At 71.2% G+C, this 26,128-nt stretch carries 23 protein-coding genes; 9 read left to right on the top strand and 14 right to left on the bottom strand.

What is annotated here, in order from left to right:
- The first annotated feature begins 52 nt into the window (after window positions 1–52).
- Window positions 53–1,051, top strand: a complete 999-nt coding sequence (gene gap, locus RWE79_RS30635) for a type I glyceraldehyde-3-phosphate dehydrogenase (RefSeq protein ID WP_475943318.1) — start codon at window positions 53–55, stop codon at window positions 1,049–1,051.
- A 270-nt stretch (window positions 1,052–1,321) separates the two neighbouring features.
- Here the strand turns inward: gap and RWE79_RS30630 are convergent, their stop codons facing one another.
- A complete protein-coding gene (locus RWE79_RS30630) occupies window positions 1,322–2,146 on the bottom strand; it encodes an alpha/beta fold hydrolase (RefSeq protein ID WP_475943317.1) in 825 nt (274 codons plus the stop codon).
- A 403-nt stretch (window positions 2,147–2,549) separates the two neighbouring features.
- On the opposite strand from RWE79_RS30630, the gene RWE79_RS30625 reads away from it, so the two are divergent.
- Together RWE79_RS30625 and RWE79_RS30620 are read left to right on the top strand one after the other, a co-directional pair.
- Window positions 2,550–3,221 (top strand): TetR/AcrR family transcriptional regulator, encoded by a 672-nt coding sequence (locus RWE79_RS30625; protein ID WP_475943316.1) that lies wholly within the window; start codon window positions 2,550–2,552, stop codon window positions 3,219–3,221.
- 42 nt (window positions 3,222–3,263) lie between these two features.
- A complete protein-coding gene (locus RWE79_RS30620; RefSeq protein WP_475943315.1) occupies window positions 3,264–4,379 on the top strand; it encodes an SGNH/GDSL hydrolase family protein in 1,116 nt (371 codons plus the stop codon).
- Here RWE79_RS30620 and RWE79_RS30615 read toward each other — a convergent pair.
- From RWE79_RS30615 to RWE79_RS30590, 6 genes are all read right to left on the bottom strand, one after another.
- A complete protein-coding gene (locus tag RWE79_RS30615) occupies window positions 4,349–5,410 on the bottom strand; it encodes a LacI family DNA-binding transcriptional regulator (RefSeq protein ID WP_475943314.1) in 1,062 nt (353 codons plus the stop codon). The genes RWE79_RS30620 and RWE79_RS30615 overlap by 31 nt on opposite strands.
- Before the next feature lie 76 nt (window positions 5,411–5,486).
- A complete protein-coding gene (locus tag RWE79_RS30610; RefSeq protein ID WP_475943313.1) occupies window positions 5,487–6,536 on the bottom strand; it encodes an ABC transporter ATP-binding protein in 1,050 nt (349 codons plus the stop codon).
- Entirely contained in the window at window positions 6,533–7,594 is a 1,062-nt protein-coding gene (locus RWE79_RS30605; RefSeq protein ID WP_475943312.1) for an ABC transporter ATP-binding protein, read from the bottom strand. The genes RWE79_RS30610 and RWE79_RS30605 overlap by 4 nt, the downstream gene beginning before the upstream one ends.
- A complete protein-coding gene (locus RWE79_RS30600; protein ID WP_475943311.1) occupies window positions 7,591–8,541 on the bottom strand; it encodes an ABC transporter permease in 951 nt (316 codons plus the stop codon). Before RWE79_RS30600 ends, RWE79_RS30605 begins: the two co-directional genes overlap by 4 nt.
- Window positions 8,538–9,521, bottom strand: coding sequence for an ABC transporter permease (locus RWE79_RS30595; protein ID WP_475943310.1), 984 nt, complete (start codon window positions 9,519–9,521; stop codon window positions 8,538–8,540). The genes RWE79_RS30600 and RWE79_RS30595 overlap by 4 nt, the downstream gene beginning before the upstream one ends.
- Before the next feature lie 93 nt (window positions 9,522–9,614).
- Window positions 9,615–11,297 (bottom strand): ABC transporter substrate-binding protein, encoded by a 1,683-nt coding sequence (locus tag RWE79_RS30590; protein ID WP_475943309.1) that lies wholly within the window; start codon window positions 11,295–11,297, stop codon window positions 9,615–9,617.
- Window positions 11,298–11,881: 584 nt separating this feature from the next.
- Here RWE79_RS30590 and RWE79_RS30585 point away from each other — a divergent pair.
- Both RWE79_RS30585 and RWE79_RS30580 read left to right on the top strand, forming a co-directional pair.
- Window positions 11,882–13,822: a glycoside hydrolase 5 family protein gene (locus RWE79_RS30585; RefSeq protein WP_475943308.1), complete on the top strand. Its 1,941-nt coding sequence runs from the start codon at window positions 11,882–11,884 to the stop codon at window positions 13,820–13,822.
- Window positions 13,823–13,845: 23 nt separating this feature from the next.
- Entirely contained in the window at window positions 13,846–14,364 is a 519-nt protein-coding gene (locus tag RWE79_RS30580) for an AAA family ATPase (protein ID WP_475943307.1), read from the top strand.
- A gap of 26 nt (window positions 14,365–14,390) precedes the next feature.
- On the opposite strand, the gene RWE79_RS30575 is transcribed toward RWE79_RS30580, so the two are convergent.
- Window positions 14,391–14,825 carry an ATP-binding protein gene (locus tag RWE79_RS30575; RefSeq protein ID WP_475943306.1) on the bottom strand — a complete coding sequence of 145 codons (435 nt, stop codon included), beginning with the start codon at window positions 14,823–14,825 and terminating at the stop codon, window positions 14,391–14,393.
- Window positions 14,826–15,043: 218 nt separating this feature from the next.
- Between RWE79_RS30575 and RWE79_RS30570 the strand changes: the two genes are divergently transcribed.
- Together RWE79_RS30570 and RWE79_RS30565 are read left to right on the top strand one after the other, a co-directional pair.
- A complete protein-coding gene (locus RWE79_RS30570; protein WP_475943305.1) occupies window positions 15,044–15,949 on the top strand; it encodes an RNA polymerase sigma factor SigF in 906 nt (301 codons plus the stop codon).
- 82 nt (window positions 15,950–16,031) lie between these two features.
- Window positions 16,032–16,295 carry a DUF5133 domain-containing protein gene (locus RWE79_RS30565; protein WP_475943304.1) on the top strand — a complete coding sequence of 88 codons (264 nt, stop codon included), beginning with the start codon at window positions 16,032–16,034 and terminating at the stop codon, window positions 16,293–16,295.
- Here RWE79_RS30565 and RWE79_RS30560 read toward each other — a convergent pair.
- The 5 genes from RWE79_RS30560 to RWE79_RS30540 form a co-directional block, all read right to left on the bottom strand.
- On the bottom strand, window positions 16,285–17,481 hold the full coding sequence (locus RWE79_RS30560; protein ID WP_475943303.1) for a PP2C family protein-serine/threonine phosphatase: 1,197 nt from the start codon (window positions 17,479–17,481) through the stop codon (window positions 16,285–16,287). The genes RWE79_RS30565 and RWE79_RS30560 overlap by 11 nt on opposite strands.
- Window positions 17,482–17,536: 55 nt before the next feature.
- On the bottom strand, window positions 17,537–17,980 hold the full coding sequence (locus RWE79_RS30555) for a response regulator (RefSeq protein ID WP_475943302.1): 444 nt from the start codon (window positions 17,978–17,980) through the stop codon (window positions 17,537–17,539).
- 10 nt (window positions 17,981–17,990) lie between these two features.
- Window positions 17,991–19,607 (bottom strand): ATP-binding protein, encoded by a 1,617-nt coding sequence (locus RWE79_RS30550; RefSeq protein ID WP_475943301.1) that lies wholly within the window; start codon window positions 19,605–19,607, stop codon window positions 17,991–17,993.
- Complete coding sequence (locus RWE79_RS30545; protein ID WP_475943300.1) at window positions 19,604–20,887, bottom strand: PP2C family protein-serine/threonine phosphatase; 1,284 nt, start codon at window positions 20,885–20,887, stop codon at window positions 19,604–19,606. Before RWE79_RS30545 ends, RWE79_RS30550 begins: the two co-directional genes overlap by 4 nt.
- Window positions 20,888–21,043: 156 nt before the next feature.
- Window positions 21,044–21,544 (bottom strand): MarR family winged helix-turn-helix transcriptional regulator, encoded by a 501-nt coding sequence (locus RWE79_RS30540; protein WP_475943299.1) that lies wholly within the window; start codon window positions 21,542–21,544, stop codon window positions 21,044–21,046.
- 232 nt (window positions 21,545–21,776) lie between these two features.
- Between RWE79_RS30540 and RWE79_RS30535 the strand changes: the two genes are divergently transcribed.
- The gene (locus RWE79_RS30535; protein ID WP_475943298.1) at window positions 21,777–23,216 is read left to right on the top strand and encodes a DUF1996 domain-containing protein; all 1,440 of its coding nucleotides are present in this window, start codon (window positions 21,777–21,779) and stop codon (window positions 23,214–23,216) included.
- A 117-nt stretch (window positions 23,217–23,333) separates the two neighbouring features.
- Here the strand turns inward: RWE79_RS30535 and RWE79_RS30530 are convergent, their stop codons facing one another.
- A complete protein-coding gene (locus tag RWE79_RS30530; RefSeq protein WP_475943297.1) occupies window positions 23,334–24,470 on the bottom strand; it encodes a YihY/virulence factor BrkB family protein in 1,137 nt (378 codons plus the stop codon).
- Window positions 24,471–24,488: 18 nt separating this feature from the next.
- On the opposite strand from RWE79_RS30530, the gene RWE79_RS30525 reads away from it, so the two are divergent.
- The gene (locus RWE79_RS30525) at window positions 24,489–26,120 is read left to right on the top strand and encodes an acyl-CoA dehydrogenase family protein (RefSeq protein ID WP_475943296.1); all 1,632 of its coding nucleotides are present in this window, start codon (window positions 24,489–24,491) and stop codon (window positions 26,118–26,120) included.
- Window positions 26,121–26,128 lie beyond the last annotated feature (8 nt).

The raw sequence follows: 26,128 nt of genomic DNA, 5'->3' as shown, positions 1-26,128 counted from the left end.
ACCCGCTGATGCCGCGCGAGAACCTGATGTGAACCCGAAGGGACCACCACTCATGACTCGCATCGCCATCAACGGATTCGGCCGCATCGGACGCAATGTGCTGCGCGCCTTGCTCGAACGCGGCAGCGACCTGGAGGTCGTCGCCGTCAACGACCTCACGGAGCCCGCCACCCTCGCCCGGCTGCTCGCCTACGACACGACGGCGGGCCGGCTCGGTCGCCCGGTGAAGGTCGACGGGGACGCCCTCGTCGTCGACGGCCGCCGCATCGCGGTGCTCGCCGAGCGCGAACCGGCGCGGCTGCCGTGGGCCGCGCTCGGCGTCGACATCGTGCTGGAGGCGACCGGCCGCTTCACCTCGGCCGCGGCCGCCCGCGCCCACCTCGACGCGGGCGCGAAAAGGGTACTCATCAGCGCGCCGGCGGACGGCGCCGATGTCACGCTCGCGTTCGGCGTCAACACCGACGCGTACGACCCGGCCGCGCACACGATCGTCTCGAACGCCTCGTGCACGACCAACGCGCTCGCACCGCTGGCCGCGGTGCTCGATGATCTCGCCGGCATCGAGCACGGCTTCATGACGACGGTGCACGCCTACACCCAGGAGCAGAACCTCCAGGACGGTCCGCACCGCGACGCCCGCCGCGCCCGCGCGGCCGCTGTCAACATCGTGCCGACCACGACGGGCGCCGCCAAGGCGATCGGCCTCGTGCTGCCGAACCTCGAAGGCAGGCTGTCGGGCGACTCGATCCGCGTGCCGGTTCCGGTGGGATCGATCGTCGAACTCAACACGACCGTCGCCCGCGACGTGACGCGCGAGGACGTGCTGGCGGCGTACCGCGCCGCGGCGGAGGGGCCGCTCGCCGGCGTACTGGAGTACTCGGACGATCCGCTCGTGTCGTCCGACATCACGGGAAATCCGGCCTCGTCGATCTTCGACTCGGCTCTGACCCGCGTCGACGGCCGCCACATCAAGGTGGTCGCCTGGTACGACAACGAGTGGGGTTTCTCGAACCGCGTGATCGACACGCTCGAACTCCTCGCCGCCGGCTGACCGGAGGCCGGGGCGCGCCGACAGCCGGGCGTCGGCACGGCGTGGGAGAGGGCGCGGGGACTTCGGGGTGACGCCCCATGGCGGGCAGCGCGACGTTCGCCGTGGTGGTGGTGCCGAGCACGGAGAGCAGCGGGCTCGGGCAGCAGACGGCCGGTACGAGGACCCCGCGCCGGGCAGCGGGGTCCGGCGCCGTCATGATCCGTCCCCCGGAGGCGTGTTGTCCGCGCCCCGGGGAGGCGGTGCTCAGCGGGGCGCGGCGGCCGGCCGCGGTCAGCCTTCGGGCTTGACCTCGGTGTCGACGAAGTCGCCGATGGCCCCGAGGACCACTGCCGGCTGCTCGATCTGCGGGAAGTGCCCGGCCTCCGGGACGGACCGGAAGGTGGCGCGGGGAAAGGCGTCGGCCAGGGCGCGTCCGTACGCCGGCGAGACGATCCCGTCCTGCTCACCGGCGAGCACCAGCACCGGAACGGTGACCCGGTGCAGACGGCCGCGCAGCTTCGGGTCGTGGCAGAACGGGTCGCCCGCGTAGACCGCCAGGGTGCGCTGGTTGGCGGCCATCGCGGCCTTCTGCTGCTCGCTCAACGACGCCGGGTCGAGGCGCAGTTCCGGCTTGTGGAAGGCCAGTTCGCCGGTCCTGACCGGTCCGAGGGTCGCGGGGTTGGCGATCTCCAGCGGGGGCTCGGGCGTGATGCCCGTCGCGCCGAGCAGGACCAGCGCGCTGATCCGGCCGCGGTTGTCGCGCAGCCCCATCTCGGCCGCGATCCAGCCGCCGACCGAGTTGCCGGCCACCATGACCGCGTCCAGGTTGAGTTCGTCGATCAGGTCCAGGTAGGCCACGGCCAGGTCGGCGACGGAGTCGGTCGAGTCGGGCCGGGGTGTGCCGTCGAAGCCGGGGTGGGTCGGGACGATCACATAGGCGTGCTGGGAGAGCGCGGCGGCGAATCCGGCGACCGAGCGCGGCCCGGCGCCGCCGTGCAGCACCAGCACACCGGTGCCGTGGCCGGCGGCGGCGTCACCGTACTCCTGGACCGTGATGGTCAGGCCACCGCGGACGTTGACGGTGCGGGTGGTGCTGGTGGGGGCGGAGACAGTCATGGGGCGGATTTCCTTGTCGTTGATACCGGTGGTGGTGCTGCGAGCGCATGTCGGGGTGCTGGGCCCCACACCGCTTGCGGTCAACTCTCTTTGCGAGAGTCAACTATTGTGAGCATAGACGGCCCGCGCTCGTTCATGCAAGCCCACTCTCACGAAGGGGGTTGCCTCGCGCTCTTCCGCGAGGAGAGCTCCGGCCGGCACCGCGCATCGCACATCGCGCGTCGCGCGTCACGCGTCGCGCGTCGCGCGTCACGACCGGTCACGCCGGTCGGAGCGCGGGAGTGAACCGGCCTGACCGCAGGGGCACTTGCCCGAAAACGTGCAAGTAGTCTCTCATCGTAGGAGTCAGGTCGCTATTGTGGCCTCGTACAGCGCCTCACACAGCAAGGGGAAGGGCGAACCGATGGCACCGCAGAGCACGACCGGCCGCAGCAACCAGAAACTCCGCACCCGGACCGCGATCCTGCAGGCCGCGGTCGATCTGATGCGCACCGGCCGCGAGGTGACCATGCCCGAGGTCGCCAAGGCCGCCCTGGTGTCCGAGGCCACGGCCTACCGCTACTTCCCCGACCTGGCCAGCCTGCTGCAGGAGGCCATGAGCGGGCAGTGGCCCACCCCGGAGCAGGCACTCGAAGCGGTCGCCGACTCGCGCGACCCGGTCGAACGCGTCGCCGCCGCGACCGAGCATCTGCTGCGCCTGGTCCTGACCTACCAGGGCGCGACCCGCGCCATGATCGCCGCCACCATCACCCGGCCGGCGGCCACCAACGCACGCCCCGCGCTGCGCTTCGGCCTGATCGACCACGCGCTCGCCCCCCTGGCCGGCACCCTCGGCGCCGCCGCCCTGGCCCAGCTGAAGAACGACCTCGCCGTCGTCGTCAGCGCCGAAGCCCTCTTCACCCTGACCGACCTGTGCGGGCTGGACCCCGAAGACGCCATCTCCAGCGCCGTGCACACCGCGAGTACCCTCACCCGGGCCGCGCTGCGCGAACACACCACGGCCGGCGCCGGTCCGGCCGGTCCCGGCCCTTCGCGAGGGGTTGACGAAGACGTGTGCGGCGGCCACCTTCAATAGAGGTGGGAGCGCTCCCACCACCCCCCACCGAAGGATGGCCGTATGCGGACGCGTCGTCGTTTCTCCCGAAGGACACTGGTCACGGCCGCCGCCGCGGGCGTCGTCACCGCCGTCGCCTCCCCTTCGCAGGCATCCGGCGCGTGGGCCCGGTTCCACACCGCGGGCCGGGTCAGGCGGACCGCCACCGGGTCCGTGCGGTACAGCTGGCCCGGCGTCTACTTCGAAGGCCGGTTCCGCGGTACCGGTGTCGGCATCGTGCTCGACGACTCCGACAACGACTACGACCTCCAGATCGACGGAACGACCGCCGCCACACTGGTGACCCCGGGCCGGACCACCTACTGGGTCGACAGCCTCCCCGACACCGGGCACAGCGTGCGGCTCGTCAAACGCACGGAGAGCCCATGGGCCGCTGGCCGGTTCGGCGGGTTCGTCGCGGCGCCCGGAGGCGCGGTCCTCGCCGGCCCCCGGGCGCGGAGCAGGCAGCTGGAGTTCATCGGCGACTCCTTCACCGCCGGTTACGGCAACGCCTCCGGCACGCGTGACTGTTCGGCCAACGGAGGAGTCAGCCGGAACAGCAACGCCGACCTCGCCTTCGGCGCCCTCACCGCCCGACGCCTCGACGCCGACTACCAGCTCAACGCCTACTCCGGCCTGGGCATGGTCCGCAACTACAACGGCGGCAGCCCCGGTACCGACTTCCGCACCTACTACGACCGGGCCCTGCTGAACGTCGACGGCGACGTCTGGCGCAAGCCGCGCACCTGGCGGCCCCGGGTCGTCGTGATCGGCCTGGGTATCAACGACTTCTCGACCCCCCTCAACCCGGGCGAGCGCTGGACCACGCAGGACGAGCTGGCCGCCGCCTACGAGACCGCCTACCACGCCTTCCTCGACAAGCTGCGCGCCCGGTACGGGCCCGGGACGTTCATCGTGGTCAGCGCCACCTACCTGTCCAACACCACCGCGTTCGCCCGAACCGCGCGACGCGTCGTCCAGGAGCGCGACCGGCGGGGCGACGACCGGGTCCGCTACTGGTACTACGACGATCCGGGCCTGGACCGCCTCGGCTGCGACTGGCACCCCTCGCTCAACGACCACCGGATCATCTCCGGCCTGCTCGACGACTACCTCGCCACCCTTCCCCTGCTCTGGTAGCCCGTGGGTCGGGCGGGGCCCCGGGCGGCGGGGCCGGTGCTGCCCCGCTCGACCAGCTTCAGCCCGGCGACCTGGAGATGGCCGATCTCGTTGCCGGCCACCAACTCCCGCAACTGGTGGGCGGCCTGCGCGCCGTAGTCGGCGATGTCGTGCCGGAGCGCGGTGAGTCCGGGCTCGATCAGCTCGCACAGCGCGGAGTCGTCCCAGGCCGCCATGGAGACGTCGTCGGGCACCCGGACGCCCATCCGGCGGGCGGCGCTCAGCCCGGAGACCGCCATCACGTCGTTGTCGTAGAGGATGGCCGTCGGCCGGTCCTCGCTCTCCAGCAGGGCGCGGGTGGCGGCGGCACTCTGCTCGCCCGTGTAGTCGGCCTCCACGATGAGGCCGCGCATACCGAACTCCGCGGTGACGGTGTCGAAGGCCTCGGCGCGTATCCGCGTGTGCAGCAGGGCGCTCGGCCCGGCCACCCGGGCGACCGTGCGGTGTCCGAGCGCGGCCAGGTGTGCCAGCGCCGTACGGACGCCCTCGGCCTCGTCGCTGAACACCGTCGGCAGGCTTCCGGCACCGGCGGGGTTGCCGAGCACCACGGCGGGCAGTCCGAGTTCCTCCAGCGCGGCGATCCGGGGATCGCCGACGGCCACGTCCACCAGGAACACCCCGTCCACCCGCCGGCTGGCCCACCACGCGCGGTACACCGCGATCTGGTCGGCGGAGTCCTCGGCGAGGGTGAACAGCAACGCGATGCCGCTTCCCGACAGTTCGGCCTGGATACCGGAGATCAGCCGCATGAAGAACGGCTCGACGCCCAGCGTCCGGGCGGGGCGGTCGACCACCAGTCCGTAGGCGCCCGCACGGCCGTCGGACAGGGCCCTGGCAGCGCTGCTGGGCTGCCAGCCCAGCTCCTCGGCGATGGCCAGGATCCGCCCGCGGGTGGCCTCCGACACGCCCGGCTTGCCGTTGAGGGCGAAGGACACCGCGCTCTTGGTCACACCCGCCCGGCGGGCGATGTCCGCCATGGTCAGGCGCTTCACCTGGGTCTCCCCTCCTGGGACCGGCCGTTGATCCGGTACGTCCGAGCAGCCGCTCCGGGGCGGTGACCGGGTTCGCTCACGGGGTCCGTCCGGTGGCGGGTCGCGTCCTCGATCGCCGGGCGGGCTCGACACCGGCGTCGTCGGTCTCGGCCTCGGCCTCGGCGTCAGCGTACAGCCAGCACAGGACGCGATGGCCGCCGCCGACGAGTGCCTCGGGCGGCCGGCGGGCGCAGTCGTCGGTGGCGAACGGGCAGCGCGGACGGAACCGGCACCCCTCCCCGACCACCACTTCCCGCCGTTCGGCGTCGCGCCGGGCACGGGAGTCCTTGCGCACCTGGCGGGCGGCGCGGATCTCCTCCCGGGTGGCGCCGGTCCTCGGCGCGGCGGCGGCCAGCAACTGGGTATAGGGGTGGCGGGGGTTGAGGATGACCTCGTCGCTGGGGCCGCGTTCCACGACCTGGCCCCGGTACATCACCATGATCTCGGAGGAGAAGTGCCGGGCGGTGGCCAGGTCGTGGGTGACGTAGAGCAGTGCCAGGTTGCGCTGCCGCTTGAGGTCGTCGAGCAGGTTGAGGATCTCCAGCCGGATCGACACGTCCAGCATGGACACGGGTTCGTCGGCGAGCAGTACGTCCGGGTCGGGGGCCAGCGCGCGGGCGATGGCCACCCGCTGCCGCTGGCCGCCGGACAGTTCGTGCGGTCGCTTGCGGGCGACGTCGGCGGCCGGGGTGAGATTGACCTGGCGCAGCAGTCCGGCGACCCCGGCGTCGGCCGCGGCGCCGCCGGTGGCGCGGCCGGTGGCGAGCAGCGGGCGGCGCAGGTGGTGGTCGACGGTGTGGGCCGGGTTGAGCGAGGCGAAGGGGTCCTGGAAGACCATCTGGACCGCGCGCCGGTACTCCCTGGCCCGGACCTTCTCCCGGCCGCCGAGCGCGATGCTGCCCGAGGCGGGGGTGACCAGCCGGGACAGCGCCTTGAGCACGGTGGACTTGCCGCTGCCGCTCTCGCCGACCAGGGCCAGGGTCCGGCCCGCCTCCAGGGAGAAGGACAGACTCTCCACGGCCCGGTAGGGCCTGCCGTGCGACTGGGCGTACTCGACGACCAGGTCGCGGACTTCGAGCGCGCTCATGACTGCGGCCGTCCTTCGGTGCGGTGGGCGGGATCGTTCAGGTGGCAGGCGGCCCGCCAGGGATCGGCCTGGTGCCCGAGGCCGAGCAGCCGCGGGGTGAGCGTGCGGCAGGGCTCGAAGGCGTACTCGCAGCGGTCGGCGAAGGCGCACCCGGCCGGCTCGCCCCGCAGGTCCGGCGGTGACCCGGGGATGCCGCGCAGTTCCCGGCGCTCGCCGGCGAGGTCGGGGAAGGAGCGCAGGAGTCCCTGGGTGTAGGGGTGGGCGGCTTCGGTCAGCCGTTCGGCCCGGGCGTACTCGACGATCTCGCCCGCGTACATCACCGCGAGGCGGTCGCTGATCTCCTGCAGCAGGCCCAGGTCGTGGGTGATGAAGACGACGCTGAAGCCGAGCTCCTCGCGCAGCCGCTCGATCTCGTCGAGGATCTCCCGCTGCACCACGACGTCCAGCGCGGTGGTGGGCTCGTCCATGATGACGACGTCGGGCTCCAGGGCGAGTGCCATGGCGATCACCACGCGCTGCCGCATGCCGCCGGACAGTTCGTGCGGGTAGCCCCTGGCCCGGGCCGCGTCGATGCCGACCATCTCCAGCAGGGCCCGCGTCCGTTCGGCGCGTCCGGCCCTCGTCATGTCCGGCCGGTGCGCGCGGTAGATGTCGTCGAACTGCCTGCCCACGGTGGTGACGGGGTTGAGCGCGTTCATGGCGCTCTGGAACACCATCGACAACCGGTTCCAGCGGAAGGTGCGCAGTTCCTCGCCCTCCAGGGCCAGCAGATCGGTCTCGTGGCCCGCGCGGTCCCGGAAGACGACGCTGCCGCCCGTCAGCCGCGCCGGAGGCTTCAGCATCCGGGTCACGGCGTACGCCAGGGTCGACTTGCCGCAGCCGCTCTCCCCCGCGATGCCCAGCACCTCGCCGCGCCGCAGTTCGAAGCTGACTCCGCGGACGGCGCGCGTGGGGCGCTCACCGTCGTACTCCACCCGGACGTTCTCGGCGCGCAGCACGATGTCCTGGGCGGTGGAGCCCGGGGGATCGGCGGCCGGGCCGGCGGCGGTGTCGATCATCGGGCGGTCCTGCCTTTCCTCGCGCCGCGCGGGCGGTGCACGCGCAGCCGGGGGTCGAGGACCTCGTCGAGGCCGAAGCTGATCAGCGACAGGGCGGCGCCCAGCACCGCGATGCACAGGCCCGGCGGGACGAACCACCACCAGGAACCGCCGGCCAGCGCCTCGGCGTTCTGCGCGAAGTACAGCATGTTGCCCCAGGTCATGGCCGACGGGTCGTCGAGGCCCAGGAAGGCCAGGCCCGCCTGCGTGAGGATCGCGAAGATCACCGCGAAGATGAACTGCGAGACGATGATGGCCACTTCGTTCGGCAGGATCTCCACCAGCACGATCCGCCAGCGCCGCTCCCCGTACAGCCGGGCGGCCAGGACGTAGTCCCGGCTGCGCAGGCTCAGTGTCTGGGCCCGCAGCACCCGCGCGGAGGCGGCCCAGCTGGTCAGCGCGATGACGCCGATCGTCGCGAACTGGCTGCTGCCCCTGACGTACGAGGCGATCACGATCACCAGCGGAAGGGCGGGGATCACCAGGAACACGTTGCTGAGCAGCGACAGCGCCTCGTCGGCCCAGCCGCCGAGGAAGCCGCCGCCGATACCGATCACGATCGACACGGCCGTAGCCAGCAGCGCGGCTCCCGCGCCGACCAGCAGCGAACCCCGGGTACTGGCGACGAGCTGGGCGAGGACGTCCTGCCCGGTCTGGGTGGTGCCCAGCAGGTGGGCGCCGGACGGTCCCTGGGACAGGTCCTGGCTGAAGGTGTCCGGGTCGCCGGTGAGGTACGGGCCGAAGACCGCCACCAGGACGAACACCGCGATGATCGCGAAGCCGGCGGTGAGCCGGCGGGAGCGGCGTACGGTCCGCCACGCGTCGCGTGTCCGGGACCGGTCCGTGCCGCCGGAGGGCCGCGGGGCGGTGCCGGGCGGGAGGGTCGAGGTGATGTCGGCGGTGGTCATCGGGCCTGCCTCGTACGGGGGTCGACGAAGCCGTACACCATGTCGACCAGGAAGTTGGCCGACAGCACGGCGAAGGTGATGACAAGGAAGACGGCCTGCATCAGCGGGTAGTCGTTGTTGCTGACCGCCTGGAACAGGGTGTAGCCGATGCCCGGGTAGGAGAAGACCATCTCCATGACCAGCGAGCCGCTGACCACGAACCCGAGGGAGATGGCGAATCCGGCCACCGACGGGAGCACCGCGTTGCGGGCCGCGTAGCCGATCATGACCGTACGGGACCGCAGTCCCTTGGCCTCGGCCGCGGACACGTAGTCCTCGGACAGCGTGGAGACCATCATGTTCCGCATCCCGAGCAGCCAGCCGCCCACCGAGCTCGCGACGATGGTGAGCGCGGGCAGCATCGCGTGCTGCACCGCGGAGTGGATGAACGCCCCGTTCAGACCGATGGTGAGACCGGGTTCGTAGCCGCCGTTCTGCGGGAAGACCGGCCACACCTGCGTCAGCACGTACAGCAGCAGGAGTGCCAGCCAGAAGTACGGGATGGCCGCCAGGAAGGTGGTGGACGGCACCAGCGAGTCCAGCCAGGTGCCGCGCTTCCAGCCGGCGACCGTGCCCATGGTGATGCCGATCACGACGCTGATCAGGGTGGACACGCCGACCAGCAGCAGGGTCCACAGCACGCAGGAGCGCAGCACCGACGCCACCGGGGTGGGGAAGAAGGTGACGGACAGGCCGAACCTCAGCCGGCCCATCGCCACCAGGTAGTCCCAGTACTGGACGGCGATGTTGCCGTGGCCGAGCCCCAGCATCTTCGCCAGCGCCGCCTTCTCGCCCGGCGGCACCGGGCCCTGCTGGCTCTGGCGCGCCATGATCAGCTGCACCGGGTCGCCGGGGATCAGCCGGGGCAGCGCGAAGTTGAGGGTGACCGCCACCCAGGCGGCGATCGCGTAGAACCCGAGTTTTCTCAGTAGGTACCGCATGCCGGAGTACTCCTTGCCGGGTCGGCCGGGGACCGGCGCGTGCCCCGTCCCCCCGCCTGGGGAGGCGGCGAGGGGCGGGTGTCAGGCGCCGCGTTACTTCTTCGAGCCGGTCACCGGCCGGAGCCGGGCGGCGACCCAGCCGTTGTCCGGGGACAGCCATATGGCGGAGCCGGCGTAGGGGTTGTCCTTGGTGGGGTATCCGGTGACGTGGTTGCCGTTGAACTCCTGCTCGTTCTGCGCGTTGAACAGCGGGATGAGCGGCATGTCCCTGATGAACGCCTGCTGGATCTTGTAGAAGTACGGTTTCTGCTCGGCGAGGTCCGTGGTCGAGGCGATGGCGTCGAGGGCGGCGTCCACTTCGGGGCTGGAGTAGCCGCCGTAGTTGCCGATGGTCTCGCTCTGCCCGTCCTTCGGGGCGATCCGGCTGTCGAGCAGCTGGTCGTAGTAGGCGTAGGGCACCGGCGTGTAGCCGTAGTTGCTGAGCAGCATGTCGAACTTGCCGGAGGACTGGTTGGCCACCCACTGCGCGTACGCCTCGGCCCGTACGGTCAGTTCGATGCCCGCCTTGGCCAGCTGCTGCTTGGCCATCTGGGCGATGCTGATGTAGTCCGTCCAGCCGGCCACCGTCTCCAGCGTGATGGACAGCTTCTTGCCGTCCTTGGCGTAGATGCCACCGGATCCCTTGGTGTAGCCGGACGCCTTGAGGTACGCGTCCACCTTCGCCTGGCCGGTCCCGAAGGTGGCGTTCCTCAGCGACGGGTCGAGGACCGACCGGTAGTTCGGCGACAGGAGCGCCATCGGGTTGGTCGGGCCCGCCTGGCCGCTGTAGACGGTCCTGCTCATGAAGTCGCGGTCGAGCGCGGCGCTGACGGCCTTGCGTACGTTCACGTCGGCGGTGGGGCCCTTGTTGATGTTGGGCACGAAGAAGGTGACGGCGAGCGGGATGTTGACCAGCTCGAACTTCTTGTCCTTGGCCAGGTAGTTCTTGTCGACACTGGGAATGAAGGCGCCGGCCCAGTCCACCTTGCCGGAGGAGATGGCGGCGTTGGAGCTGTTGTTGCCGCTGAAGGACAGGAAGCGCAGCGTCTTGATGCTGGGCTTGCCCTCGATGTAGTAGTCCTTGCGCGCCCGCAGGTCCATCGAGGAGGCGGCGACCGACTTGACGGTCCAGGCGCCGGTCCCCACCGGGGTGCTGTTGAGGGCCGTCTTCTTCTTGCTGTCGGGGATCTTCGACCAGACGTGCTCCGGCAGCTGGTCGGCCTTGCCGAGGATGAAGTACTCCTTGGTGTAGGCCGACCGGGAGAACTTCAGGGTGACGCCGTCCGGACCGTCGGTGGTGACCGAGGTCAGGGGGAGGGCGTAGCTGTTGAAGTCCTTGTTCTCGAGCGACAGCCGGTAGGTGTAGGCGACGTCCTTGTTGGTGAAGGGTTTCCCGTCGTTCCAGGTCGCGTCCGTCCGGATCTTGATGTGCAGCGTCCTGCCGCTGTCCGCCCAGGTGTACGACTTGCCGAGCCAGGGCTGGATGTCGCCGGTCTTGACCGCGTTGAACAGGAACAGCGGCTCGTAGACCATGCCGTGCGTGCCCGGTTGGGCGTTCGGCGAGAACGGGTTGAAGTTCCGGGTGAAGTTCCCGGTGCTGCCCGTGACGGTGACCATGCCGGTGGCGGCCGCGTCGGAGGACGAACCTCCGCCACACGCGGTGGCGGTGGAGGCAGCCAGGGCCAGTACCGCGCCGAGGGCGAGGAGGCGTCGCCGGGCCGGTCTCGTGACGTTCATCTGATCCCCTGATCGGTGGGCGGATGAGGTGTGACAACGATGTCGGCGCAGGCCTGAGGGGCCCTGCGGACCGAAGCCGGGTGGTGCGGCGGTGGTGCGGCGGTGGCGCTGTGCCGGCGCTGTGCTGACGCCGGGATGGTGCCGGGGCGGTGCGGCGGACCGTGCGGCCGATCGGCGGTCACCGCCGTCGGTGTGGGCCAATAATTAGAGTGCGCGTAATGCCGTGTCAACAGTCCGAAAACAAATATCTCAATCGATCTTTGGAAGTCTGCCGGTCGAGGTGACGTTTTCAGCTGAACCGGTTTTGTGGCCCCATGGCCGGCCGGAGCTCGCGGCCGACGGGGCATCAGGGCCCTGTAAGGCAAGGCATCTCGGCGATGACCAGGGATTCCTCATCGGGGCACCGGATAAACGGGTTTACGAAACCGGTTAAGCGCGCCGTGACGGGTTGACACTAAACCGGTGCAGTGGTTCCATCGTCCCCGCCGTCCGGGAGCCCCCGGCGCACGGTGTGTTCCTCCCGTGTCCGCCGCCCCCGCGCCCGGCCGCGCACCCGCCGCCACTCCAGAAGAGGGACCCCGCCCATGCAGCGCACCTCCGTCCGGCTGACCTCCGCCGGAACCCCGGTCACCTGGCTCGGCGCCAACTACTGGTCGCGCACCGGAGGCCCGCTGATGTGGCGCTCCTACGACCCGAAAGTGGTCGAGGAGGAACTGCGCGCGCTGAGCGACCACGGGCTGAACTGCACCCGGTCCTTCTACTACTGGCCGGACTTCATGCCCACCCCGTACACCGTGGACGAGGAGAAGTGCGCCCTGTTCGCCGACTTCCTCGACCGGCACCACGCCCAGGGCATGACCACCATCCCGACCTTCATCGTCGGCCACATGTCCGGCGAGAACTGGGATCCGTCCTGGCGCGGCGGCCGCGACCTGTACTCCGACGTCTGGATGGTGGCCCGTCAGGCCTGGTTCGCCGGCCAGATGGTGCGCCGCTTCAAGGACCACCCGGCGGTCGCGGGCTGGCTGGTCTCCAACGAGATGCCCATCTACGGCGACCGGACCCAGGACCGCGAGGCCGTCTCCTCCTGGGCGCAGATCATCGCCGACGCCGTACGGGCGGCGGGCGGCACCCAGCCGCTGTCGCTCGGCGAGGGCGCCTGGGGCCGTGAGAACACCGGTCACGACAACGGCTTCTCGGTCCGCGACACCGCCGAGATCTGCGACTTCCTCGGCCCGCACGTCTACCGCATGGAGGACGACCCGGTCCGCCAGCACCACGCCGCCGCCTGGGTCTGCGAGCTCACCGGCACCTTCGGACGGCCGGTCGTCCTGGAGGAGTTCGGCGTCAGCTCCGACTTCGTCTCCGGCGCCAACGCCGCCCACTACTACCGGCAGGTCCTGCACAACAGTCTGCTGGCCGGCGCCACCGGCTGGATCGCCTGGAACAACACCGACTACGACAACCTGCGCCACCAGCCCCCGTACTCGCACCACGCCTTCGAGATGCACTTCGGTCTCACCGACTCCGACGGCCGGGCCAAGCCGCAACTGCGCGAACTGAAGGAGTTCTCGGCCCTGCTGGAGCGGATCGGTTTCGGCGGCACCCGGCGGTCCGCCACCGACACCGCGCTGGTCGTCTCCTCCTACCTCGACACCGCCTACCCCTTCACCCGTCCCGAGGACGCCGACCACATCTACCGCACGGCACGCCAGTCATGGGTCGCCGGGCGGCTCGCGGGCCTCGCGCCCGCCGTCACCCGGGAGAGCGACGGGCTGCCCGGCGAGGCCCTGCTGTACCTGGTGCCCTCCACCAAGCAGCTGCTGTCCCCCACCTGGTACGAGCTGGAGGACCGGGCCCGGGCCGGCGCCACGGTGTACGTCTCCTACTGCCCCGGTTACCACGACGAGCAGCGCGGCCCCTGGTACGCCCACCTCGACGAGATGTTCGGCGTGGAGCACCAGCTGGAGTACGGGCTGGTCAACCCGATCGAGGACGACGAGGTGACCTTCACCTTCACCCGTCCGTTCGGCAACCTGCCCGAGGGCGCCCGGCTGTCGTTCCGGACCGCCGGCACGGAGAGCAGCCGGGCCTTCCTTCCGGTGGTGCCGACCGACGCCGAGGTGCTCGCGGTCGACGGCCGCGGCCGCCCCGCGCTGCTGCTGCGCCGCGTCGGCGAAGGCCGCACGGTGCTGTGCACCTACCCGGTGGAGCACATGGCCGCGGTCACCCCCCGGGTCAACCCGGAGGACACGGCCACGCTGTACGACGCGCTGGGCGCGTTCGCCGGGGTGCGCAGGCCGGTCACGGTGGCGGACCCGCGGGTGGCCGTGGACCACCTGGAGCACGAGGACGGGCGCACCTTCGTCTGGCTGGTCAGCCAGGCCCGCGAGGAGCTCACCGTGGTGCCCGTGGTGGCCGGCGGCGGCGCGCTGTACGGACTCGACGGCGAGCCCGCGGACTCCGTACCGCTTCCGGTGTACGGGGTGCGGGTGCTCGAACTGCGGGCGTCCGGGGGACGCTGAGGGCCGTCCCGTAGGGTGCGCGGGTGAAACGCGTTCTCGTGGCCGGTATCAGCGGGGCGGGGAAGACCACCCTGGGGCGGTCGCTCGCCGGACGGCTCGGGCTGCCGTTCCATGAGATGGACGCGCTGAAATTCACCGGGCCGGGGTGGGCGTCGGAGCCGGGGTTCCGGGAGCGGGTGGCCGGGATCGCGGACGGGCCGGGATGGGTGTTCGACTCGTTCGGGTATCCGGAAGTCCGGGATCTGCTGTGGACGCGGGCCGACACCGTGGTGTGGCTGGACTACCCGAGAACCGTGGTCATGCCGCGGATCCTGCGCAGGTCGCTGCGCAGGACGGTACTGCGGGAGCGGATCTTCGGCGGGAACGTGGAGACCCTGTCCGGCTGGTTCAGCCGGGAGCATCCCGCGTGGTGGGCCTGGTCGCAGCACGGCGCCCGGCGGGCGGAGATCGGGCGGCGCGTTCACGATCCGCGGTTCGCGCCGCTGAGCGTCGTACGGTTCGACTCGCCCCGAGCGGCGGGGCAGTGGCTGCGGGAGCGGTGAGCGCCGGCGGCTCGGGGCGCCGGCTCTCAGCGTGCCAGCACGGCCTGGACGGCCTTGCCGCCGTACGGCCCGGGGTGCACGCTCACCGATCGGGTCAGGTGCTGGACCATGGGCCAGCCGAAGCCGCCGGTGCGGCCGGTCAGGTCGGGGGTGCGCTGCCGGGGCAGAGCGGGGCTGGGGTCCTCGACCGTCACGCGCAGGCTGTGGGAGTCGGCGCTCAGCCGTAGGACGGTGGCGCCGCCGGCGTGCCGGATGGCGTTGGTCACGAGTTCCGACACCACGAGCAGCAGGTTCTGGCCGGCCTCCGCGGAGGGCGCGGGACGGAGCCTGGCGAGAAAGCGCGCGGCCGCCTCCCGTGCCTCGAACGACCGGCCGGGGCGACAGGTGCTCTCGGGGAGGCGGTCACCGCCGCCGTGGCCGTCGCCGTCGGTGTGTTCGTCGATCACGTCCGGGTGGTACATGGCTTCACCCCGTAGCAGGTGTCCTCGGTGGTCAGTAACGATCTACGCATACCCGGCCACGGCGCGGCCAAAAGAAGCCGGTCGCCGAAGTCTGCGAACCCCGGAGGAACCCCTGAATCACGACGTTATGACTTCGTGACCTAAGCCGTCCGCATAAAACCCGGGATCGGGGAAAGGCGGGGCAACGTACAGGGGATGACTACCAGGGAGGGTCCGTCATGGCAGCGACGTTCACGCAGACCACTGACACGGTGCGGGCGGAAGCGGTATCCGTCTCCGTCACGCAGGCACCGGAGACAGTGGGTGAACTTCCCTGGATCGAGGCCCCCGCCAAGCTGGCACCCAAGGACGCACGCAGCGTCTCGCGGCTGTTCTTCGACCGGCTCCAGGTCCTCGAAGAGGGCACGCACGAATACCAGTACGCGCGCAACGCCCTGATCGAGATGAACCTCTCCCTCGTGCGCTTCGCCGCGAGCCGCTTCCGCAACCGGGGCAGCGGCGAGATGGAGGACATCATCCAGGTCGGCACGATCGGCCTCATCAAGGCGATCGACCGCTTCGACCTGTCGCGCGAGGTGGAGTTCACCTCCTTCGCCGTCCCCTACATCGTGGGCGAGATCAAGCGCTTCTTCCGTGACACCAGCTGGGCCGTTCATGTCCCCCGCCGGCTCCAGGAGCTGCGCGTCGAACTGGCCAAGGCCAAGGAGGAACTGGCCTCCCAGCTGGACCGCAACCCCACGGTCAAGGAGCTGGCGGCCCACCTGAACCTGACCGAGGAAGAGGTCACCGAGGGCATCGTCGCCACCAACGGCTACACCGCGGGCTCCCTGGACCTGCCCGCCGACTCCGGTGAGGACGGCCAGGCCAACCCCAAGGGCCGGACCTTCGCCGATGTGCTGGGCGCGCCGGACCCGGCCCTGGAGGCCGTCGAGAACTTCCACGCGCTGGCGCCGCTGCTGAGCAAGCTGGACGAGCGGGAGCGCCGCATCGTCGAGCTGCGCTTCGGCTGCGAGATGACGCAGTCCCAGATCGGGGCCGAGCTGGGTGTCTCGCAGATGCACGTGTCGCGCATCCTGTCCCGGACCCTCGCCAAGCTGCGCGCCGGGCTGCTCACCACGGAGTAGGCCCGCGCGGCGCCGCGCGACCCGCGCGGCACGGCACACCCTGACGAGAACGGACGGTCTTTCGACGGTGGAGGTACGTACGGTGTTGATGGCGCATCCCGTGGTGCTGCGCAAGCTCGTGGAGGAGTACCGGGCCCTTGAGGTCCTGCGGGCACGGAACGGCTCGCCGGAGTGCCGTCGCCGCCTGGAGGACGTCAGCTACACGCTGTGCGTGTCCACCGGGACCCGCACGGTGCGGGACGCGCTGCGCGCCGCCGAGCGCCGGCTGGACGATCTTCTGGTGGAGCGGATGGAGCAGCCGGTGCCGGACGGGTCCTCCGGCACCGCGGTGCGGCTCACCGCCTGACGTGCTCCTGGCCGGTGCCGGGCCGTCCGGTCCAGTCCAGACAGACGACCAGCGCGTCGTCCTCGGCGTCCACGTCGATGTCGCGGAAGGTCCGCAGTTCCCGCAGGACGGCCCTCGGCACGGTGGCGGCCGGCAGCAGGCCGGCCGCCTGGATGGAGCGCGCGAGCGCCCGTTCGCCGTAGGCCTCGCCGCCGCGGGTGGCGGCCGCGTAGACGCCGTCGCTGACGAAGACGAGCCGGTCGCCGGGGAGCACCGAGAAATCCTGGGTGACATAGGGCGTCTCGTCGAACATGCCCAGCGGGAACTGCGCCTCGAAGGAGATGTGCTCCACCGTCCTGCCGCGCTGCCGCCAGAGCTGCGGGGATCCGGCGTCCACCACCTGCACCTGGCCGGTGGGGATGTCGAAGGCGAGCAGCAGGGTCGACACGTACTCCGCGCCCCGGTACTGCGCGTAGAGCGCCTGGTCGGCCAGGGCCGCCTGGTCGGCGATACCGATTCCGGCGCGACGCGCGTTGCGCAGCGCGTTGATCGCGAGGTTGGTCAGCAGCGACGCCTGGATTCCCTCGCCCATGCCGTTGGTGACGGTGAGGGTGAGGGTGTCGTCCGTCGCGGCCCAGTCGAAGTTGTCGCCGCGGATGGAGTAGGCCGGCTCCAGCTGGGCGCCGATCGCGTACTCCTGGCGGGCGCAGGCCCGGCCGGGCAGCAGCTGCCACTGCATCTCGGCGGCGAGCGTGAGGCGTCCCACCCGGCGTGCCTGGAGGTAGAGGTCGGTGTCGCGGTCGGCGACCAGGATCTCGTGGCCGAGGAGTTCGGCGAGGTCGCCGAGTTCGTCGACGGTCCGGGGCGTGCATCTGTGCTCGGGCAGGCGCACGCTGAGGATGCCCAGCCGGTCGCCGCGCACGGTCACCGGCAGGTGCAGGTCCACGGCCTCTCCGGGAGCGGCGGAACGCCCGTACGGCTCCTGACTGCCGAACGCCCGGCCCTGGGGGCTGTCGTTGACGGGCAGTGACGTGACGTCCTCGTTCGGGGCGACGACCGGCTGGAGGGCCGAGAGGCCGTAGTCGGCCATGAGCAGTTCGACGTGCGCGGCCGCGTAGTGCTCGACGAGGGCGGAGCGCACCGTGTCGAGCAGCGCGTGCGGTGCCGCCCCGCGCAGAGCGCGCTCCACGGCAAGAAAGTCTGTCAACGTGATTCTGCCTTTTTGATCGGTCTCGGGGCTCGTGGAAAAAACCGCAGGGGCGTCAGGTGCGGGGCAGTTTGACCACCGTGACGAAGAAGTCGTCGATCTGGCGGATGGCCAGGATGAACTGGTCGAGGTCGACCGGTTTCGTCACATAGGCGTTGGCGTGGAGTTTGTAGCTCCGCAGGATGTCCTCCTCGGCCGCGGAGGTGGTGAGGACGACGACCGGGATGTGCTTGAGCTCGGGGTCGGACTTGATCTGCTCCAGCACCTGCCGGCCGTCGTACTTGGGGAGGTTGAGGTCCAGCAGGACCAGGTCCGGGCGGGGGGCGTCGGTGTAGGGCTCGCGGCGGTAGAGGAAGTCCAGGGCCTCCAGGCCGTCGCGTACGACGTGCAGGGTGTTGCCGATCCGGTTGTCCTCGAAGGCCTCGCGGGTCATCAGTTCGTCGCCCGCGTCGTCCTCGACCAGGAGTACCTCGACCGGCTGGGGCTGTGCAGTGTTCACGTCGCGCTTCCTAGTCTTCGCGGGAGTCCGCCGCGCCGGTGGCGGGCGGATCGGGCAGGACGGGCAGGGTGAAGGCCAGGCGGGTGCCGTCGGTGTGTTCCGGGTCGACCCAGATGCGTCCGCCGCTGTGTTCGATGATCTTCCGGCACAGGGCGAGGCCTATCCCGGTGCCCTCGTAGCTGTCACGGCTGTGCAGCCGCTGGAAGACCACGAAGACCTTCTCGGCGAACTCGGCGGGGATGCCGATGCCGTTGTCGGTGACCGTGAACCGCCAGAAGCCGTCCGCCTCCGGGTCGGGTCCCACGGCGATGCCGATCCGCGGCGCCCGGTCCTCGTGGCGGAACTTGATGCCGTTGCCGATCAGGTTCTGCCAGACCATCGCGAACCGGGTGGGATCGCCGGCCACCCGGGGAAGTCCGGCGGGCCGCTCGACGCGCGCGCCGCTCTCCTCGGCGGCGGCGGCCAGGTTGCGCAGCGCCCGGTTCACGGTCGCGTCCAGGTCGACGGGGCCGTGGTGCTCCTGGACGCGGCCCACCCGGGAGAAGGTGAGCAGGTCGTTGATGAGGGTCTGCATGCGCTTGGCGCCGTCCACCGCGAAGGCGATGTACTGGAGTCCGCGGTCGTCGAGCTTGTCCGCGTACCGCTTCTCCAGGAGCTGGCAGAACGAGGCGACCTTGCGCAGGGGCTCCTGGAGGTCGTGGGAGGCGACGTAGGCGAACTGTTCGAGTTCGGCGTTGGAGCGCCGCAGTTCGACGGCCTGGGCGTCGAGTTCGGCGGCCTGCCGGGCGAGTTCGGCCTCGTTGCGCCGGGAGGTGCTCAGCTCGCTGACCACGCGCAGCCGCATGTCCTCCACCGCGTGGGAGACGGCCCGCAGATCGGAGGGGCCGCTTCCGCGGATGTGGTGTTCCAGGTCTCCGTCGGTCACCCGCCGGGCCGCGCCGCGCAGCGCGGACAGCGGGCGCAGGACCGCGAACTGCAGGAGAACGCTGATGGCGGCGCCGGTCAGCAGGAAGATCACCAGGACGGCCAGGAACGCCTCGTCGCGCCGGGTACGTGAGTGCGCCACGACGGCGCGGGCGTCGGTCTGCTCCTGCCGGAGGTCCTGGTGGAGGGTGTTGAGCCGCACGCGGATGCGGTCGAACTCCTTCTTGCCCCGGGTGACGGAGACCGCGGAGCCGTAGTCCGGCCCGGTGGCGACGGCGGGGTACGCGAAGTCGCCGTGCCAGGCCTTCACGGTCACGTCCAGGGCGGCCAGGTCGGCGCGGGAGGCCGCGGAGCCGTCGAGCAGCCGGGTCAGCCGGGCCCGTGACCGCTTCTGGGCGGGGAGCCCGCGCTCGTACGGCTCCAGCAGGTTCTGGTCGCCGGTCAGGAGGTAGCCGCGGACGCCGGTCTCCTGGTCCAGCAGCGCCGACTCCAGCTGGTACGCCTCGGTCCGGGCCGGGGCGATGTCGTCGACCAGGTGGTCCGTCGCCCTGGTGGTGCGCAGCTGTACGGTCACGCCCAGCCCGGCGGCGGCCAGGGTCACGGTGCCCAGGGCCGCCAGGGCGAGCAGGAACCAGGCCCGTACGGTCAGTCCCCGGATCACGGGTCGGGCCGGCGGGTTCGTCCGGCGCTCTTCCGATGTCACGTGCTGCTTTTCCATTCGAGGTGCAGGACCGCCACGTCGTCCGCCAGTCCGCCGCTGCTCGCGGCCAGGGCCTGGGCGGCACGGATCAGGCTGTCGACGAAGACGGCGGGCGGGTGGTGGGCGTGCTCCCGGGCGATGTCGAGCAGTCCTCGTTCGCCCAGACGTTCCGGACCTTCCCCGGTCCGTCCCTCGATCAGTCCGTCCGTGAACATCAGGACTCCCCCGCCCTCGGCGAGCGGCACCCTGGTCACGGGCCAGGAGGCCGTGCCGGGCAGCAGCCCCAGCACGGGGCCGCCGGCGACCTCCTCCAGCCGTACCCCGCCCCCGGGAGAGCGCACGAGCACCCCGGGGTGGCCCGCCCGCATCAGCTCGACGTGTCCGCCTCCCCGGGGGCGGGTCAGTGAGGTCAGGGTGGCGAAGATCTCCGGCCCGGACCGCTCGGCGACCAGCATGCGTTCCAGCAGTTCGAGAAGGTGCTGCCCGCGGGCGCCCGCCAGGACGAACGACCGCCAGGCCACCCGCAGGCAGACGCCGAGGGCCGCCTCGTCGGGGCCGTGCCCGGAGACGTCGCCCACCAGGGCGTGGGTGGCCCGGTCGGGGGTCTGTACGACGTCGTAGAAGTCGCCGCCGAGCAGTGCCTGCGCCCGGCCGGGCCGGTAGCGGGCGCAGACGTCCACGTCGTTGTCGACGAGCAGCGGGGTGGGCAGCAGTCCGCGCTCCAGCCGGGCGTTCTCCTGGGCCCGCAGCTGGCCGGCCTGGAGGGCCGAGGCGGCCCGCTCGGTGAGCTTGCGCTGGATCGCGTAGCGGATCGCCCGTACGAACAGGCCGGGTTCGACCCGGCCCTTGACCAGGTAGTCCTGGGCGCCGGCCGCGACCGCCGAGAGCGCCGCCTGTTCCTCGGCGAGTCCGGTCAGCACCACCACCGCGGAGACGTCGGCCCGTTCCAGCAGCCGTTCGAGGGCGTCCTGGCCCTGGGCGTCGGGCAGGTGCAGGTCGAGCAGGATGCAGTGGGGGACCTCGGCGTCGAGCGCCTTCATCGCGTCGGCGAACGACCGGGCCCAGCGCAGCCGGATGGCCACGCCGCTGTCGGCCACCAGTTCCTCGACGAGCAGCGCGTCCGCCGGGTCGTCCTCGATGAGCAGCACGGTCGGCAGTTCCCCGTCCCACAGCGGGTACGAGGGGGCCACCCCACGGGCGTCCACGGTCCGCGGACGCGGTGGACCTGGCCGCAGGGGATCGCCGCCGCCCGTCACGAGGGCGGATTCGGGGCCGGTCCCCATGGCTGCGTGTCTCCTCTCGCCACAGGGCCTCCTGGCCCGTGGGCCGCCGGATGCGTCCGTGACGAGACTAAGGCGATCAGTTGTCTTCTGACAACATTTGCCATCAGCTCATGTATGGTTCGTATGCCGATCACGGCCGGATCCGTTCCGGCGGCATCAGGCAGGGCGCGCCACGGGCATGTCCGGAGCGGTCACGGCCGCTCCCTCGACCCCGGCGGCCGCCGCGTCACGGAACGCGGTCAGCCCCTTCACCAGGTGTACGTAGTCCTCGGGGGACATCGCCTCCAGCACCGGACGCACCTCGTCCACCTGACGGTCGCGCACCTCGTCCAGCAGCACTCGTCCCGGCCTGCTCAGATACAGCTCGACCTCGCGTCGGCTGGCGGTACTGAGCCGGCGCTCCAGCAGTCCGGCGGCCTCCAGCCGGTCACAGAGCCGGCTGGTGGCGGGGGGACCCGACCCCAGGGCCTCGCCCAGGGTTCTGAGGTTGCTGCCCTCCAGCCGCTCTATCACCAGCAGCGCCCGCAGCTGCGACGGGGAGATGGCGCCGGTCGGGACCTTGACCTGCGCTCTTCCCCACAGCACCGCCAGCAGACCAGCCACCTCGGAAGCGGTGATCGCCGGATCTTGCGAGTGCGGCGGAGGACTGGGGCGCATCACCCCACTGTGTCACCCGCAGCGCCGACTTGTCAGTACGGACAGGGCCCGGCGCGGCCGGCCCGGGCGGGAGCCGTGGCGGCCGGGTGAGGACAACGGAAAGAAATTCACAGGTTTGATTGAACGCGGCCAGCCAGGGAGCCGTACTCGGGGCAGTGGGGGTCAGCGCACTTGTCCGTCGCAGGGGCCTGGACGGGCGCGACTGCAGTCATGTCAGCAACAAGGAGATCAGATGTCGCACGCCGGACCGGGTCTGTTCCAACGACGGGTCGTTATCGTCGCCGCAGTCGGTGGCGCCGTGGTCGCCGCGGCCGTGGTGGGCACTGCCATGGCGGGTCAGAACCAGAATCAGACGCAGAGCGGGACGACCAAGGCGGCCACGCAGCAGATTGTCTGCCCGGCCGTAGCACCGTCCCTGCCGGCGATCCCCTCCCAGGCCAAGGCCGAGGTGGACCGCAATCTCGCTCTGCTGGAAACGCAGATCAAAGAGGCCAACGCCAGACTGGTGTCCACTCAGGGGCAGGGCGGCGCCAACTTCGTCAACAACGCGATCCTGGGCCCGCTGAAGGACAAGCGGGTGTCCACGATCGACCGCATCGCCATCGCGATCGGCCGCAACGCCGCCAAGCCGACCGGCCTGGACTCGCTCGCCGCGTGCAGCCTGTCCGCCGCCGCGGGCTCGGCCTCGGCGTCGGCCTCCGCGTCGGCCGCCGCCTCGGCGCCCGCGTCCGCCGCCGCCTCCGCCAGCACGGGCGGCGACCAGGCCGCCGGCCAGAACCGGCCCGCCGGGCCCGTGGACGCCGACTTCGTGGACATCACGACGGTGAAGCCGAACGTCAGCAAGGTCCGCAACCAGGCCGGCGCGTCCACCGGTACGTTCACCACCCGCTGCGGCACGAACAAGGCGGGCCAGCACAACTCCGACAACGTCATCGTCGCCCCCGGTGTCGTCGACGGCGCGGAGCACGTCCACGACTACGTCGGCAACAAGGACGTCAGCGGCGCCTCCACCAACGACTCGCTGCTCGCCCAGGGCACCAGCTGCACCAACGGCGACCAGTCCGCGTACTACTGGCCCGTCGTGCGTGACCTCACCAAGGTCGGCGCGGACGCCGACTCCGACCTCGGCGGCGGCAAGGAGGGCAACGTGGGCGCGATCCTGGTGCCCAACTCCGCCACCATCACGTACAAGGGCAGCCCGGTCTCCAAGGTCACCGCGATGCCCCAGTTCCTGCGGATCATCACCGGTGACGCCAAGGCGGTCACCAACGGCACGGCCAACGCCAACGCCCACTGGAGCTGCACCGGCTTCGAGAACAAGGTCCAGCTGACCGACAAGTACCCGCTGTGCCCCAGCGGCAGCAAGGTCGTCCGGACCTTCGCCTTCCAGAGCTGCTGGGACGGCAAGAACACCGACAGCGCCAACCACCGCACGCACGTGGTCTTCCCCGATGCCACCACCGGCGCCTGCCCGCAGTCGTTCGTGGCCATCCCCAAGCTCACGATGCGCCTCACCTACACCGTCCCGGCCGGCGCCAACTACGCGGTCGACGGCTTCCAGGCACAGCAGCACAAGGCCATCACCGACCACGACGACTTCATCGAGGTCATGAGCAAGCAGCTGATGCAGCGCGCCACCAACTGCATCAACAAGGGCAAGAACTGCGCCTGACCGCACGGAGCGGCATCCGCCCCTGAGGGGCAGGAACCCGGCGGCGTGTCCGACTCGATCGAGACCGCCGCCGGGTTCTGCCGTTGGCGTGGCCGCCACGGAGCGGGGGCTCCGGGGCTACTTGGGCTTGGTCGGCCGCCTGCCGCGCAGCCGGGACCGCAGGTCCTCGTGGGGCAGGAAACCGGCCCAGCGTTCGGGGAACTCGGCCGGGGGCTCGTCGGGGCCGACCTCGTCGTCGGGGCCGGCGGTCTCCGCGGCGCGGCGGGCGGCGGCCTCGGCCAGGACGGCGGCCGCGGCCTGCTCACGGACCCGGGCGTTCTCCGCACGGGCGGCGGCGGTGGCCACGGAGGGCCAGACCCGGTCGACGGCGGCGTTGGCCGCGGCACCGACCAGGACCGCGAAGGCGGACACGAAGATCCACAGCAGGATGGCGATCGGGGCGGCCAGCGATCCGTAGATCGACGGCCCCTCGACGGTGCGGTCGAGGTAGACCCGCAGCACCACGCTGCACAGGACCCACATCAGCAGGGCGATGAGCGCCCCGGGCAGGTCCTCCAGCCAGGGCGACCGCACCGGCACCGACACGTGGTAGAGCGTGGTGAGCAGGGTGATGGACAGCACGAGCACGACCGGCCAGTACAGCACCCGGATGACGACCTCGCTCCACGGCAGCAGCTCCACCACCACGTCGGGGCCGACCACCAGCAGCGGCATGACCACCGCGCCGACCAGGAGGGCGACGACGTAGAGCAGGAAGGCCAGCATCCGGGTGGAGACGATGCCGCGCTTGCCGTCGAGGCCGTACATCACGGTGATGGTGTCGACGAAGACGTTGACGGCCCGCGAGCCCGACCACAGGGCGATGATGAACCCGATGGAGATCAGGTCGGGCCGGCCGCCGCTGAAGACGTGCTGCACCAGCGGCCTGACCACCTGGCGCATCCCGTGCTCCGACATGACGGTGCCGGCCGCGGACAGGATGTTGCGGCGGATGCTGTCGACGGTGTCGGTGCCGATGATCTCGTCGAGATAGCCGAGCGCGCCGACCATGCTCAGCAGCAGCGGCGGCAGGGACAGCAGCACGAAGAAGGCCGCCTCGGCCGCCAGGCCCAGAATGCGGTACTCCACGCAGGAGTTGACGGTGTCCTTGAGCAGCAGCCAGGCCACCTTGCGCTTCGACACGTTCCGGTACAGGGCCCGTGCCCGGTGGAGACGACCCCGTGGCCGCTCAGGTGTTTCTTCGGCTGCGCTCACATCCTTACGGTATAGGGCATGGGGACTCGTACTCACACCGTGATCAACCAGGTTCCGCCGCTGGTCGCGTACGACGTTTACGCCGCCGACGACGCCCTCACCGAGGGGATCGCCCGGCACGCGTCAGCCGCGACACTGCCGGGCATCGAGCAGGAGCTGGGCGAGCTGGGCCGCGCGGCCGGTTCCGCGCAGGCGCAGCGCTGGGGCGAGGAGGCGAACACGTACTCCCCGGTGCTGCGCACGCACGACCGCTACGGCAACCGCGTCGACGAGGTGGACTTCCATCCGTCCTGGCACCGGCTGCTGGGCCACGCCGTCTCGGCCGGGCTGACCGACGCCTGGTCGCGTCCCGACGGACACCTCCGGCGCGCGGCCGGGTTCCTGGTGTGGTCGCAGGCCGAGGCCGGCCACGGCTGCCCGGTGTCGATGACGCACGCCGCGGTGCCGGCGCTGCGGGCGGATCCGGCGCTGGCCGCCGAATGGGAGCCCCGGCTGTCCTCGTGGGCGTACGAGCCGGAGCTGCTGCCGCCGGGCGGGAAGCCGGGGGCCCTGTTCGGGATGGGGATGACCGAGAAGCAGGGCGGCTCGGACGTCCGGGCGAACACCACCCGGGCCGAGCCGCTGGCGGAGGAGGGGACGTATCTGCTCACCGGGCACAAGTGGTTCTGCTCGGCGCCGATGTCGGACGGCTTCCTGGTGCTGGCGCAGGCGCCCGGCGGCCTGACGTGCTTCCTGCTCCCCCGGGTACTGCCGGACGGCACCCGCAACGTCTTCGCGATCCAGCGGCTGAAGGACAAGCTGGGCAACCGCTCCAACGCCTCCTCGGAGGTGGAGTTCGACGGCACCTGGGCCCGCCGGGTCGGTGAGGAGGGGCGCGGGGTGGCCACCATCATCGAGATGGTCGCCGCCACCCGGCTGGACTGCGCCGTCGGCTCGGCCGCCGTCATGCGGCAGGCCGTCGCCCGGGCCGTCCACCACGCCGCCCACCGGTCGGCGTTCGGCGGCCCGCTGATCGACAAGCCGCTGATGCGCAACGTCCTGGCGGACCTGGCCGTGGAGTCCGAGGCGGCGACGACGACGGTGCTGCGGCTGGCGGCCTCGTACGACACCGGCACCGAGCAGGAGCGGGACTTCCGGCGGATCGCGGTGGCCGTGGCGAAGTTCTGGATCACCAAGCGCTGTCCGCCGCTGACCGCCGAGGCCCTGGAGTGCCTGGGCGGCAACGGCTACGTGGAGGAGTCGGGGATGCCCCGGCTGTTCCGTGAGTCACCGCTCAACTCGGTGTGGGAGGGGTCGGGCAACGTCCAGGCGCTCGACGTGCTGCGGGCGTTGCGGCGCGAGCCGTCGGCCCTGAACGCGTTCCTCACCGAGATCGGCCTGGCCCGGGGCGCCGACCACCGGCTGGACGGCGCGATCAAGTCGCTGCTCACCGAACTCGCCGACCTCGACGGCATCGAGGCCCGCGCCCGCCGGGTGGTGGAGCGCATGGCGCTGATCCTCCAGGGGTCGCTGCTGGTCCGTTTCAGCCCCCCGGAGATCGCCGACGCCTTCTGCGCGTCGCGCCTCGGCGGCGACTGGGGGATGTCGTTCGGCACGCTGCCCCACACCCTGGATCTGAGCGCGATCGTGGACCGGGCACGGCCGGTCTGACCGGCCCA

It is taken from the genome of Streptomyces sp. RLA131, from assembly GCF_056270125.1.
The sequence above is the reverse complement of the archived record's forward strand: the minus strand, read 5'-3'. Positions and strand labels throughout refer to the sequence as shown.